Source organism: Kineothrix alysoides, from assembly GCF_000732725.1.
In the GTDB taxonomy this organism is placed as follows: Bacteria; Bacillota; Clostridia; order Lachnospirales; family Lachnospiraceae; genus Kineothrix; species Kineothrix alysoides.
The window spans coordinates 259,851-273,873 of record NZ_JPNB01000003.1 but is presented as its reverse complement, the minus strand read 5'-3'; the positions used below and the strand labels follow the sequence as shown (position 1 = coordinate 273,873).

General features: G+C 43.0%; 13 protein-coding genes. 11 read left to right on the top strand and 2 right to left on the bottom strand.

Translation table 11 applies throughout. The annotated features are described in order from the left end of the window. The first annotated feature begins 15 nt into the window (after nucleotides 1-15). From CC90_RS0121080 to CC90_RS0121050, 7 genes are all read left to right on the top strand, one after another. The gene (locus CC90_RS0121080; RefSeq protein WP_031392696.1) at nucleotides 16-1,815 is read left to right on the top strand and encodes a sensor histidine kinase; all 1,800 of its coding nucleotides are present in this window, start codon (nucleotides 16-18) and stop codon (nucleotides 1,813-1,815) included. After that, entirely contained in the window at nucleotides 1,815-3,263 is a 1,449-nt protein-coding gene (locus CC90_RS0121075) for a response regulator transcription factor (RefSeq protein WP_031392695.1), read from the top strand. Before CC90_RS0121080 ends, CC90_RS0121075 begins: the two co-directional genes overlap by 1 nt. A gap of 202 nt (nucleotides 3,264-3,465) precedes the next feature. Next, complete coding sequence (locus tag CC90_RS0121070; RefSeq protein ID WP_031392694.1) at nucleotides 3,466-4,881, top strand: ABC transporter substrate-binding protein; 1,416 nt, start codon at nucleotides 3,466-3,468, stop codon at nucleotides 4,879-4,881. A gap of 220 nt (nucleotides 4,882-5,101) precedes the next feature. After that, nucleotides 5,102-5,947, top strand: coding sequence for a carbohydrate ABC transporter permease (locus CC90_RS0121065; RefSeq protein WP_031392693.1), 846 nt, complete (start codon nucleotides 5,102-5,104; stop codon nucleotides 5,945-5,947). Further along, the gene (locus CC90_RS0121060; protein ID WP_031392692.1) at nucleotides 5,947-6,792 is read left to right on the top strand and encodes a carbohydrate ABC transporter permease; all 846 of its coding nucleotides are present in this window, start codon (nucleotides 5,947-5,949) and stop codon (nucleotides 6,790-6,792) included. Before CC90_RS0121065 ends, CC90_RS0121060 begins: the two co-directional genes overlap by 1 nt. Before the next feature lie 11 nt (nucleotides 6,793-6,803). Further along, nucleotides 6,804-8,279 (top strand): 4-alpha-glucanotransferase, encoded by a 1,476-nt coding sequence (malQ, locus tag CC90_RS0121055; protein WP_031392691.1) that lies wholly within the window; start codon nucleotides 6,804-6,806, stop codon nucleotides 8,277-8,279. Between the two features lie 160 nt (nucleotides 8,280-8,439). Further along, the gene (locus CC90_RS0121050; protein WP_031392690.1) at nucleotides 8,440-9,480 is read left to right on the top strand and encodes a LacI family DNA-binding transcriptional regulator; all 1,041 of its coding nucleotides are present in this window, start codon (nucleotides 8,440-8,442) and stop codon (nucleotides 9,478-9,480) included. On the opposite strand, the gene CC90_RS0121045 is transcribed toward CC90_RS0121050, so the two are convergent. Next, nucleotides 9,477-9,917 carry a CYTH domain-containing protein gene (locus tag CC90_RS0121045; protein ID WP_031392689.1) on the bottom strand — a complete coding sequence of 147 codons (441 nt, stop codon included), beginning with the start codon at nucleotides 9,915-9,917 and terminating at the stop codon, nucleotides 9,477-9,479. The two genes, CC90_RS0121050 and CC90_RS0121045, sit on opposite strands and share 4 nt — an antisense overlap. Before the next feature lie 188 nt (nucleotides 9,918-10,105). Next, on the bottom strand, nucleotides 10,106-11,083 hold the full coding sequence (locus CC90_RS0121040; RefSeq protein WP_031392688.1) for an aromatic acid exporter family protein: 978 nt from the start codon (nucleotides 11,081-11,083) through the stop codon (nucleotides 10,106-10,108). Nucleotides 11,084-11,385: 302 nt separating this feature from the next. Between CC90_RS0121040 and CC90_RS0121035 the strand changes: the two genes are divergently transcribed. From CC90_RS0121035 to CC90_RS0121020, 4 genes are all read left to right on the top strand, one after another. Continuing rightward, nucleotides 11,386-11,937: a DJ-1 family glyoxalase III gene (locus CC90_RS0121035; RefSeq protein WP_031392687.1), complete on the top strand. Its 552-nt coding sequence runs from the start codon at nucleotides 11,386-11,388 to the stop codon at nucleotides 11,935-11,937. Between the two features lie 26 nt (nucleotides 11,938-11,963). Further along, on the top strand, nucleotides 11,964-12,377 hold the full coding sequence (locus CC90_RS0121030) for a CBS domain-containing protein (protein WP_031392686.1): 414 nt from the start codon (nucleotides 11,964-11,966) through the stop codon (nucleotides 12,375-12,377). Between the two features lie 23 nt (nucleotides 12,378-12,400). Beyond that, nucleotides 12,401-13,426 (top strand): threonine aldolase family protein, encoded by a 1,026-nt coding sequence (locus tag CC90_RS0121025; protein ID WP_031392685.1) that lies wholly within the window; start codon nucleotides 12,401-12,403, stop codon nucleotides 13,424-13,426. A gap of 191 nt (nucleotides 13,427-13,617) precedes the next feature. Beyond that, nucleotides 13,618-13,818: an alpha/beta-type small acid-soluble spore protein gene (locus tag CC90_RS0121020; protein WP_031392684.1), complete on the top strand. Its 201-nt coding sequence runs from the start codon at nucleotides 13,618-13,620 to the stop codon at nucleotides 13,816-13,818. The last annotated feature ends 205 nt before the right edge of the window (nucleotides 13,819-14,023 follow it).

The following is a 14,023-nucleotide window of genomic DNA, read 5'->3' as shown; positions in this document are numbered from 1 at the left end:
GGAAAATGGAAAAAGATGAAGCAGATAAGAGAAAAATGGCAGGGTCTAAAACTAAATATAAAGTTCACGGTTATTATCATTGCTTTCGTTATCGTTCCCATCGTCTTTTTTTCCATGTACCTTTTTTATAGCATGGAGGAAAGTGCAGTTAGGGAAAAGCACAGCAGTATGGAGTATAGTATGGAAAGCAGCTATACCCGGATACTGAAAAACGTGGATTCCATTAACATGTCTACTCAGTTTTTCTTAAGTGACGCCTTTTTGACGGATTGTCTGGGCAACATAAAAAAAGGGCAGCCAATGAGCACGGAGGAACTGCGGGAATTTTATAATGTCAACATCGCCTCTTTGGAAAGAATGGTAAACAGCAATCCTTACCTTTATCAGATTAGGGTTTATGCGGACAGCAACTCACTTCAGGAAATGATGCCTATCCTCTATAAAAGAGAGAGAATGGAGCGGTTGGACTGGGCTGAAGATGCGGACATTTATGGCTGGAAATATGATTACACAGATATGATTTTTGACTCCTATGTGATGGATCAGAATAAAAAAATAATGTCTCTTGTAACGCCCATCGTGGATTTTGAAAACGGCGATCTGGGCGTGCTGGAGGTAGCTATGTCCATGGACACCATGTTTCCCGAGCTATATGAGAATCGTCCGGGGCGGTGGAGCTGCTTTGCCGACGATAGCGGAGAGCGCCATTATGGTATGGAAAAAGAAAATCAGGACAATTACATAGAATTTATTCTGAAGAATACAGTTTCCAGGGGAGAGGAAGAAAGCCATATCTATTATATAGAAATAGGCGGAGAACCTTTCGTAGTAGGCTATCTCCCTGTAAAGGAGCTGTCGGGCAGTCTGATTTATGTGGACAGCATCGCGTCGGAAATCGGTAGAATCCACAATATGAGGGCATTTTTTATTCTCATTATGCTGGGAATTCTTGTGTGCCTGATTGCCCTCATTAACTTCGTAGTTAAGAGCCTTTTGAGCCAGTTTTATAGCATACTCTTTTCTATCAGGGAGGTGCAAAAGGGTGACCTGGGTGTGGTGATCGAGGGCTGCGGTACGGATGAAATGGGAGAGCTTGGCACCCAGATAAACAAGATGCTTCTGCGCATCAGGCAGCTTATGGAGGACAATATCAACAGAGAACGCCTAGTGAAGAATTCAGAGATTAAAGCGCTCCAGAATCAGATTAACACGCATTTCATATACAACGTGCTGGAATCCATTAAGATGATGGCGGAAATCGATGAAAAATATGAGATATCAGATGCCGTGACCTCCCTTGGAAAGCTGCTGCGCTACAGCATGCGATGGGTATCCGGCAACGTGACGGTGGAGGAAGAAGTCGACTATATTAAGAACTATCTTGCGCTGATCAACCTCCGCTTCGACTATGAAATCTATCTGTCCCTAAATATGAGCGACATCATTTATAAGCAGGAGATTCCCAAGATGTCCTTACAGCCCATTGTGGAAAACGCTATCTATCATGGTATAGAAGAAATGGCGGAGGATACCAGCATATACATTAAAGGCTTTGTGGACGGCGACGATTGTATAATAGAGATCACGGACGCTGGAAAGGGAATGAGCGAAGAGGAAGTAAGCGAGCTTTATAAAAAGATTTCGGGAGAAATCGAAGCCGGCGGCGGCTCCGGTAACGGGATCGGTTTAAAGAACGTACAGGATAGAATAAAGATGAGTTTCGGAGAGCGCTATGGAATTGAGATAGCCTCAAAGCTGGGCTGTTACACGAAGATTATGGTAAGGATACCTTTACGCAGAAAAGAAGGAGCATAATGAATACAGTACTCATTGTAGAAGATGAAAAAATGATACGGCAGGGCATTAAGATGATGATACAGCGCTCCGGGGTTCCGGTGGCTGCCATTTTAGAGTGCAACAACGGACAGAGCGCCTATGAGATATTACAAAGCCAGAAAATAGACGTAATGTTCACTGACATCCGTATGCCCAAAATGGACGGGATAGAGTTGGTTTCGGCTATTCAGGAGCTTCCGCATAAGCCTCTCATCGTGGCGGTCAGCGGTTACGACGACTTCTCTTACGCGGTGGAGATGCTGCGGGGAGGAGTACGGGAATATATTTTGAAGCCTGTGGAGCGGGATAAGGTAAAAACGATCCTTGAGACCTTCCAGAGAGAGCTTATTCAAAGGGAGGCACAGGAGGAAGAGTTAAAAAGCATCGGGAAAAACCAATTGAAATATGTAATGACGTCAGATGTGACCCGCAAGGAGATGCAGATGGTCGCGGAGTGGTTCGACGGTATGACCGTCAGCAAGGACTACTATATCCTATGTACCCAGAGGCAGGAGGGCGCGGAAGCCTCAGGTGAGGAATTTATGTACTGGCGGGACATAGAAAAGAGTTCGGTGTACATAATTATGGGAACGGAAAAGGACAGGTTCCTTAAGGAAGAACTGTCCGGATGCCATACAGGAATCAGCAAAAGATATCAAGGTGTGGAATATTTAAAGGCCGCTTACAAGGAAGCAAAGGCGGCAAGAAAGGAAGCCTTCTGTACCGGGCGCTATGAGGTGAGCTTCGAAGAGATACGTACGGATACTGATAAGCCTAATACTGAAAAGATGCGCCAAATAGCCCAGCAAATCGGGACAAGCAGGATCGAAGAATCTTTGGCAAGCATAAGGCAGATCGTTAAGGATACGAAGCGGAAGAAATATTCAGCGGTCACTTTCGAGGAGGACATTCTGTCGCTGATCGATTTAATAGTGGGAATTTACCAGAACGTGATGCAGCAGGTAACTCAGGAGGCCGAACGATTCAAGGATATTTACAGCTTCCCTGATATCGATTCCTTTACGGAGGAATTCACCGGCTGGCTGATGGAATTTCATGACCGGCTGGACGAGGAATTCGACGATTATAAAAACAAGCAGAAAATGCAGGAGGCTATCGGTTTCATTCAGGAGAATTTCGACAAGGACTTGAACATGGCGGTGGTTTCCAATCACGTATCCATGAATTATTCACTGTTTTCCTATGTGTTCAAGCAATATACGGGCAGGAATTTCGTGAATTATCTGAAGGAATTCCGGATAGAAGAAGCGAAGAAGCTTCTCGCTCAGACAGAAATGCGTGTGGTGGAAATCAGTAAAAGGGTAGGTTACGAGAACGAAAAACACTTTATGAAAATTTTTAGAAATGTATGTGGAGTATCGCCCACCGAGTATAGAAAAAACATGCATGCGGCAAATAATATGTAAAAGAAAGTCAATTATTCAATATATACAAAAACAAGCATTCCATTTAAGCGATTTGTGACAAAAATACGAAAAAATACGAAAAAACAGTTGCAAATTGTTACTCGGAATGCTATGCTTTATACATGTTCGGAAACGTTACCGATAACGATACCGAAAACGGTACCAAAAAACTTATTCACAATTAAAAGGAGAGGTATTCATTATGAAAAAGAAACTGATTAGTGCATTACTTTGTGTAGCGATGGTTTCTTCCATGCTGGTTGGCTGCGGCAGCACTGCAGCAGAAGTACCTGCGGCGAAGGAAGAGACGACAGCTCCTGCAGAAGAGACAACAGAACCCGAAGCAGAAGCTCCGGCAGAGGAGACTGCAGCGGCAGAAGGCGGAAGCGTATACTACCTGAACTTCAAGCCCGAAGTTGATGAGCAGTGGCAGGAGATTGCAGCAGCTTACACTTCAGAGACCGGTGTAGATGTTAAGGTCGTAACTGCGGCAAGCGGTACATACGAAGAAGTATTGAAATCTGAAATTGCAGGCCAGGATGCACCTACTCTGTTCCAGATTAACGGACCGGTTGGTTACAATAGCTGGAAGGATTACTGCCTCGATTTATCAGGCTCCGAGCTTTACAACGCTCTTTCTGACAAGGGTCTTGCTATTACCGGTGAAGATGGCGGCGCATACGGCGTTCCTTACACGGTAGAATCCTATGGTATCATTTATAATGACGCTATTATGCAGGCATATTTTGCACTGGACGGAGCAAAAGCAGCAAGTGTTGACGAAATCAATTCCTTCGATAAGCTGAAAGAAGTTGTAGAAGATATGACAGCAAAGAAAGCAGATCTGGGTATTGAAGGCGTATTCGCTTCCACCTCTCTTCTTCCCGGCGAAGACTGGAGATGGCAGACACACCTTGCAAACGTTCCTGTTTACTACGAATACAAAGACAACAAGGTAAGTGACATGGCAGCTATCGAATTCACATATTCCGATAACTACAAGAACATTTTCGATTTATACATTAACAACTCCACGGTTGCTCCCGGACTTCTTGGAAGCAAGGCAGTTACGGATTCCATGGCTGAGTTCGCTCTCGGACAGTGCGCTATGGTTCAGAACGGCAACTGGGCATGGGGACAGATTTCTACAGTAGAAGGCAATACGGTAAAAGAAGAGAACGTTAAATTCATGCCTATCTACACCGGCGTTTCAGGAGAAGAGAATCAGGGACTTTGCACTGGTACAGAGAACTTCTGGTGTGTAAACAGCCAGGCGAACGAAGCAGATCAGAAAGCGACTTTAGATTTCGTTAATTGGATGATTTCTTCCGATACAGGCAAGGATTACATGGTTAATTCTTTAGGAAACTCCGCGCCGTTCACTACCTTCGGCGATGATGAGAAGCCTACCGATCCTCTTGCAAAAGAGATGTATCGTTACATGGAAAATGGAAAGAACAGCGTAACATGGAACTTTACGACATTCCCCAGCCAGGCATTCAAGGATGATTTCGGCGCAGCTCTTCTTGAGTACTGCAACAAAAACATGACATGGGACGAAGTAAAAGACTTAGTAGTTACGAGATGGGCTGAGGAGAAAGCTGCAACTGCACAGTAAAGAACAAAAGTGTGCATCGGCAGTACATCCACTGTTTCTGTAATAAGAATACTTTCCTATTACGGAAAAAGGATTTGATAAATATTCCAATTCAGAGTAGTATATAGACATGAGATTAATATTTTAGTGAATATTTGTTTATCAGCAAGTTGAGTAAAGAGACACTTCGCAGCCTCGGCTGCGGAGTGTTTTTCAAAATTTGCCAAGAGGAGGACGGACTATGGAAAAGACATTAAAAAAATATTTTTTGATATTTACCCTTCCTACGGTGATAGCCTTTGCGTTTGCCTTTATTATTCCTTTCGTGCAGGGCGTGTATTTGTCTTTTTGTAAATTCACCACGGTAAGTAATGCGAAATGGGTAGGGTTTGACAATTATAAAACGGCCTTCTCCAGCGGACAGGGATTTACAAGTGCTTTAGGTTTTACGGTGGCATTTACGGTAATAAGTGTACTGACGATTAATTTATTCGCATTTGCGATTGCGTTACTACTTACGAGAAAAATCAAAGGAACGAATATATTCAGAACCGTATTTTTTATGCCGAACTTAATCGGCGGTATTGTACTCGGCTATACATGGCAGCAGATGATTAATGCTATTTTATATAAATATGAAACGACGATCGTATCCAGCGCTACTTACGGCTTCTGGGGCTTAGTGCTCCTTATGAATTGGCAGATGATAGGTTATATGATGATTATCTACATTGCCGGCCTTCAAAACGTGCCGGGAGATTTGGTAGAAGCAGCTAAAATTGACGGAGCGACACCATGGCAGACCTTGATCAAGGTTAAGATTCCCATGGTAATGTCTTCTATTACGATTTGCATGTTTTTAACATTGTCAAACAGCTTTAAGCTGTTCGATCAGAATAAAGCGCTTACTAACGGAGCACCGATGAAAAAGACACAGATGCTGGCGCTGAACATTTACGAGACCTTCTATGGTAAGACCGGGTATGAAGGCGTTGGCCAGGCGAAGGCAGTAATATTTTTTGTCATAGTGGCGCTTATCGCGTTAGTGCAGTTATCGTTTACGAGAAGTAAGGAGGTAGAGCATTGATGACATCGGCAAAGAGCAGATTCTCCAATAAAATATTTTTCGTGTTGTTATGCGTTTTGACAGTTGCTATACTTTATCCCCTGCTGTTTATTTTGAATAACTCCTTTAAGGGAAAGTTTTTTATCAGTAAGGACCCTTTCTCCCTTCCCAATTCGGAGACCTTTGTAGGAATTACAAATTATGTGAATGGTTTGATTAAGACGGGGCTTTTCAAGGCCATCGGCTGGTCTTTCTTCATCACGATCATTTCCGTCGGATTGATCATACTGTTCACCTCCATGACCGCATATTACATCACGAGGGTAAAATCCAAATATTCCACGATTCTTTATTACATGTTCGTGTTTTCCATGATCGTGCCCTTTCAGATGGTTATGTTTACGATGACCAGCCTTGCGGATAAGTTTCATTTAAGAAATCCTCTGGGAATGTGCCTGTTGTATCTGGGCTTCGGGGCGGGCTTGTCCGTCTTCATGTTCGCGGGCTTCGTGAAATCCATTCCGTTAGAAATAGAAGAGGCGGCCATGATTGACGGCTGCAATCCGTTGCAGACATTTTTTGGAGTGGTCTTCCCGATACTTAAACCTACGGCGATTACAGTAGCTATTTTAAATGCGATGTGGATATGGAACGACTTCCTTCTGCCTTATTTGGTAATCGGTATCAGTACGCAGTATAAGACGATTCCGGTAGTTGTACAGATGCTTGTGGGCTCTAACGGAAATAAGGACATGGGAGCGCTCATGGCAATGCTGGTATTGTCGATTATTCCGATTGTTATATTCTATCTGACATGTCAGAAATACATTATCGAAGGCGTTGTAGCCGGAGCGGTGAAGGGCTAATGGGAGGAACTATGAGAAAAGGTGGCATTTTATTACCGATATCGAGCATTCCGTCTAAGTACGGCATCGGTACGTTTTCTAAGCAGGCGTACGAGTTCGTCGATTTTTTGGAAAAGGCAGGGCAGAAATATTGGCAGATACTTCCCCTTGGTCCTACAGGGTATGGAGACTCTCCATATCAATCCTTTTCTACTTTTGCAGGAAATCCGTATTACATAGATTTGGAGAATCTCGTTAAGGAGGGCTGGATTACCGAAGAAGACTGCGAGGCGTGCGATTTCAGAAGCGATGACATGTATGTTGATTATGAAAAAATCTACCTGTCGCGGTCGAAGATATTGAAAAAGGCATACAAGAAAAGCAAGATAGCAAAGAATGTGGAGTTTCAGGAATTCAAGAAGGAAAATGAATACTGGCTCTTCGATTATGCACTTTATATGGCAGTAAAGAATTCTTTCAAAGGAGTAAGCTGGATAGAATGGGATGAGGATATAAAGCTGCGAAAGACTTCCGCTATGAAGGCTTACGGGGAAAAATATGCGGAGGAGGTGGAGTTCTATGAATTCCAGCAATTCCTTTTTGCAAAGCAGTGGTTTGCACTGAAAGAATATGCCAATAAGAAAAATATAAGCATTATAGGCGATATTCCTATTTATGTAGCTTTTGACAGTGCGGATACATGGGCTAATCCGGAATTGTTTCAGTTGGATGGTACTTGTACGCCTATCGGAGTGGCAGGCTGTCCGCCGGACGCTTTTTCCGCTACCGGGCAGTTGTGGGGGAACCCCCTTTATGAATGGGAATACCACGAAAAGACGGACTATGAATGGTGGGTGCGCCGGATTACCTATTGTTATGAGCTGTATGATGTGGTGAGGATCGATCATTTCAGAGGTTTCGACGAATATTATGCCATTCCCTACGGCGACCCTACCGCAGAGTTCGGAGAGTGGAAGAAGGGACCGGGCTACGATATTTTCAAGGTCATAAAGGCGAAGCTTGGCAACAAGCCTGTGATTGCGGAGGATTTGGGATTCCTTACGCCAAGTGTTATCAAGCTGGTAAAAAAGACTGGTTATCCTGGAATGAAGATATTGCAATTCGCTTTCGATTCAAGAGAGGAAAGTGACTATCTTCCCCATAACTACACAAGCAATTCCGTAGTTTATACGGGAACTCACGATAACGATACGACGGTGGGCTGGTATACCACCTTTAACAGAAGAGATAAGAACTTTGCCAAGCGGTATTTGAACATCAAGACGAAAAAGGATATACATTGGGACTTTATCCGCGCCGCGTTAGCCAGCGTTGCGGACACGGCGATCATTCCGGTTCAGGATTATCTGGGCCTTGGCTCGGAGGCGAGACTCAATACGCCCTCCACCTTGGGTGATAATTGGAAATGGCGGCTGCTTCCGGATCAGCTTGACGACGAGCTGGCGGAAAGAATTCGGAAGATGACAAAGCTATACGGAAGAATTTAGGCGACGAGACGCTGTGATAGTCAGGGATATTTGTTGAGTATTCCTGGCTATTTATATCCTGTGTTATAATATGATACCAGGGTCAGGAGGTCATGTGTTTCATGTGACAATCCGTAAGTATCAGGGGGGCAAATATGGGAGAAATATGGAGGGATGTATCATGCCTGAAATTACGATAAAGGATATTGCAAAGCAGTGCGGAGTAGGCATCAGTACGGTTTCCAGAGCCATCAATAATCATCCGGACATCAATCCGGAGACGAAGAACATGATTATGGATGTGATAAAGGCTACGGGCTTTGTTCCGAATAACAGCGCGAGAAATTTGAAAAGAATCGATGCAAAAAGCATTGCGGTGCTCGTAAAAGGTATTACGAATCCGCTTTTTTCCGATATGATCAAGGTAATTGAAGAAGAGACGCAGAAGAAAAAGTATTCTCTCGTGCTTAAGCATGTTGAGTATTATGAGGATGAGGTGGATGTTGCCTTAGAACTGGTGAAGGAAAAGAGGCTTCGCGGAATTATTTTTCTGGGGGGGTATTTCCTCCATTCACAGGAGAAGATAGAGAATCTTAGGGTACCTTACATATTCAGTACCATAGGAACTGCTGTGCCGGAGAATATCAGCAGGGTTCTATATTCCAGCATAGCGGTGGACGATAGAAAAGAAAGCTATGCTATGACCGCTCACCTTATCGGTCTGGGGCATAGGAACATAGCGATTCTGTCGGCGGAATCTGAAATTAACAGCATCGGACAGCTCCGTCTGGAGGGTTATAAGGACGCTCTTTCGGAGGCCGGTATTGCCTTCAACGAGAGGCTGGTGCGCCAGGTTGAGGATGACATTGAGCATTATTCCATGGAAAATGGATATATTACAGCAAAAAAGCTCGTCGAATCCGGAGAAAAATTCACTGCAGTATTCGCTACCGCGGATATATTGGCGGTGGGTGCATGCCGGGCGCTTTTGGAAGCAGGAATGAGAATACCGGAGGATGTTTCGGTTGCGGGCTACGACGGAATCGATGTTGGAAAATATTACAATCCGGCAATTACTACCGTAAGGCAGCCGGTTAAGGATATGGCGAAGACCACCATCAAGCTGCTGTTCGATATCATTGCCGGACGCAAATCTTATGAGCACATCGTATTTCCGGCGGAGCTGATCGTGCGGGAATCAACTGGAACGGCTAAGGGCTAAATCAAGTTGGAATTATGGTATCTATGATCGTAGGTCACGTCCTCCCCGAGCCACTCAGGCGGAAGAAAGGATTTCGCTTCCTCCTCCGAGGAGAACTCCACCTCGGCGATAATGAGAGGAGCATGGGGGGCATCGAAGATGTCCAGCTCGATGGTAAGTGAAGAGCCATCGATGGGAATTAAATATCTTCGTTTTGATATTATATTACCGTCGCATTTTTTGCGCATATGATAGTAGGATTCTTTGTTTAAGGGAAGATTGTATTCCTCCCTTGCAAGGAGTCCTTTTCCTTTATAGGTCAGATAATATTCTTCGTCCTGTTTCCTGACCCGGACGACGGGATTTACATTCAGATAAGCTTGCTCGATATGATGGGACGGGTAAGAGCTTAGGTTATCGGGCAGTTTCTTTATGGTGAATTTTCTTTCGATTTCCATGCCGTTCATTATAGTATCTATTCCTTTCTTGGGGATTATTTGTTTATTATACTACTGCTTGCTTTTCAATGAAAAGCAGCTTATTGATATTTTCTCCGATTTATCTAGTAATATTTCATACAGATATCCCTAAGGGTATAAGGAGGTTCCAATATGACTTAATCGATAAAAGAAGAAACGGAATATCATCACGATACAGTTTTCCAATAATTTTTCTTTTGCTCACTGGAGAGAGAAGCAGCAAAATCTTGCTTAATTTGCAAAAAATATTCAAAATCCTTTAAGAGCATATAGAGTACTGCTCTGGATTCAAATTCTTGCCGTGTAGAAGGCAAATCACTCGCTTGAAATTTTTGAAATAATGTCTTGCATTCCAAAAGTAAAGCAGCGGCGTTATTGGTTTCTTCTAAACTTATTCCAATACGGTCAATAAAGTTTGCAATATCTTTTGCTTGTTCTGGGACATAATCCAGCGTCTTAATTTTCTGGTAAATATTCCGGAGTACTTGACATTGCTGTTTTCGCATCTGCATGTAATCAATGAAATACTTTGCATCTCTGGTAAGAGTATTATTCATATTATCATAGGCATCCTTCAGGCCTTTTTCAATATGAGATTCGAGAGTGTGGAAGCATTCTCCGGTATAATCTTCCTTTGATTCTTTTAAAAGGTTTTCAGACATTATGGATAATACTGTTCTTAAATCTGATTCCAGTACAGCCTGTGTATTTCTTATGTGTTTAACTTTATCCGGCATAAAGAGATTAAGAAGTGTTCCAATACCTGCCCCGATGAATAATAAGAGAAATTCGTTTTGAATAAGAGAAAGCGGCATATGGTAAGAAACTAAATAATGAGTGGCCAAGACTGCATTCATTGCAATAGCGTCTTGTAATTGAAACGTATAACAAATCCATACGAATACAAGAAGAAAAAGACCAAAGGAAATTGCATGATATCCAATTAAGTTAAAAAGACCAAAGGAAAGTAAAGTTGCAATGCAAAAAGCCACAACTCTTTTTAAAGAAATGTGTATGGTTTCTTTGGTGGTATCTTGAATGGTAAGGAGTGTAATAATGCCCGCCGCAGTGCTGTATTCCAGTTTTAACAAAGTTGCCAATATAATTGCCAGTGCACCGCCAAATGCTATTTTGAGTATTTTCATACAAATCGCTCCCTTCCTGATATAATTATTCTAGTAGATAAAATAATTTTTTGCAATATAACCTATGATTTTGATAATAAGAGCACATACCATTGATTGACAAGGTCTTACACTCCCTGAAGAATAAGATTTGCCCTTATCCGACCATGTGATCCCTTGTCAAACGATGGTATTAAATGAGAAAAACAGATGACTTAAAAAACAGATGACTTTAAAAAAACAGAAAGGAGTGGTAAAATAGATATGGCATAAATATAGCCAGTCCGTTTTTGGCAAAATAAAACGGACGGAAAGGAAATGAAATGGATAAAGTATGTATATTTTTCGCGGCGGGATTTGAGGAAATAGAAGCGCTCACGGCAGTGGACCTGTTGCGGAGGGCGGGAATCGATACGGAGTTGATTTCTATAACCGGAGAAATGGACGTGATGGGTTCTCACGGAATAACTGTGAAGATGGATAAATTATTTGAAGACGTGGATTTTAGCGAGGTTACGATGCTTATCCTTCCGGGAGGCGCCGGAACGAAGCATCTGGAGGCGCACACGGCATTGATGAATCGAATAGACGCATTCTATAAAGAAGGAAAGGATATCGCCGCGATCTGCGCAGCTCCCAGTATTTTAGGGCATAGAGGAATGCTGAAGGGAAAGAATGCCTGCTCCTTTCCCGACTATGAAAGTCACCTTGAGGGTGCTAACGTAACGAAAAATCCGGCTGAAATTGCGGATAATATCATAACCTCCAGGGGCATGGGCTGCTCCATAGACTTCGGACTTGCCATAGTGAAAAAGCTTCGGGGAGAAGATGCGGCAAGAGCGCTTGCGGATAAAATAGTTTACGAACATTATTGACGGGTACAACTTCTGGAGAAACGTTTATGAATATACTATTTTTTTTAACACCGAAAAATGAGGTCGCTTATCTTTATGACGACGACACTTTAAGACAGACATTAGAAAAGATGGAGCATCACAGATATACCGCAATACCTGTTATCGACCATGTGGATGGGAAATATATAGGGACGATAACGGAAGGCGACCTGCTTTGGGATATAAAGGAGCGGTATGATCTGACACTCAAAAAGGCGGAGGATATTCCTATTCTTTCGATAAAGAGAAAGAGGGATAATGAACCGGTGGAGGCGGATGCTGATATTGAAGATTTGATAAGCAAAGTCATGAATCAGAATTTCGTGCCGGTTATTGATGATAAACGGTGCTTCATTGGAATCATCACGAGAAAAGATGTTATACAATATTTGACAGAAAAGTGCGGATTAAATAAGTAAGCATAGGAAGAAGGAAGAGAATAATGCTTCATTTTGACAGCGATTATATGGAGGGTGCACATCCTGCTATCATGAAGAGGCTGATGGAAACCAACATGGAACAGACGCCCGGGTATGGAACGGATGAATATAGTAACAGTGCGAAGGAAAAAATAAAAAAGGCCTGCAATGCGCCGGAGGCAGAAGTTTTTTTCCTTATGGGGGGAACGCAGACTAACCGGACAGCAATCGACGGGATATTACGGGGCTATGAAGGCGTTTTGGCCGCAGAATGCGGACATATCAGCGTTCATGAGTCCGGAGCGATAGAAGCGGGCGGCCACAAGGTATTGGCGCTCCCTCATGAGAGGGGCAAGCTTAAGACGAAGACAGTGGAAGATTATTTGGCGAGGTTTTATCAGGATGCGAATTGGCCCCATATGGTGATACCGGGAATGCTATATGTGTCACATCCCACGGAATATGGAGCCATTTATACGAAAGCGGAGCTGGAAGGACTGCATGAGGTCTGCAAAAGGTATCATATTCCAATGTATATTGACGGAGCGAGGTTAGGTTACGGGCTGGCCGCGGATAATACGGACGTGACACTTAGTGATATTGCAAGGTGCTGCGAGGCATTTTACATCGGAGGAACAAAGGTAGGCGCCCTTTTTGGGGAAGCACTGGTATTTACCAATACAAAGCTCGTTCCTCACTTTTTTACAACAATCAAACAGCATGGCGGTCTGCTGGCCAAGGGAAGACTTCTGGGACTTCAGTTCGATACACTTTTTACGGACGATTTATATATGAAGATTTCCCGCAGAGCGATTGAAAGAGCCCGCGAATTGAAGGCAGGGCTTAAGGAAAAGGGCTATGAGCTTTTCTTCGAATCGCCCACCAACCAGCAGTTTCTTATTATGGAAAATAAAAAGATCGAAGAACTGAAGGAAAAAGTGTCTTTTGGCTTCTGGGAGGTTTATGACGAAAAACATACGGTAGTCCGCATCGCTACGGGCTGGGCAACAGAGAGTGCAGATATTCGGGCCTTATTAAAATTGCTTTAATGAATCAATTTTTTTTCCAAAACTTACCTTCATAATTAATTCATCTTCGTAAATACTAACATCAAGATAAGTAATTAAGTTCGTGCTTGGTTCGAATACGGAAACGCATTTGAGGTAAGCAGAGAACAGAAGTGCTTATCTCAAATATAGATAGCGGAAAGCTAGAAACAGTAAAGTGGAGGTGAATTAAGATGGCAAGTAGCAAGTCTAATAGAGTAGAGGTTCCTGAAGCTAAGGCAGCTATGGATCGCTTCAAAACAGAAGTTGCTTCTGAATTAGGTGTTAACCTGAAACAGGGTTACAATGGTGATTTGACGTCTAAGGATGCCGGTTCTATCGGCGGCGAGATGGTTCGTAGAATGATCCAGAAGCAAGAAGAGCAGATGAAATAACGTAGAGAAGTAAGTAGTGCCAATAAGAAATATCGATAAGAGGTAAAGACGACCCGCCTGTAAATCAGGCGGGTTGTTTTTTCGAATAAATACTGGTATTTTTGGAATCGATGTGATATAATCGTAAAATGACTGTGATTGTGTACTTTTTTACAAAAGTCAATGAATTAATGGACATGACCATTTATATAATAAGTAGGAGGAA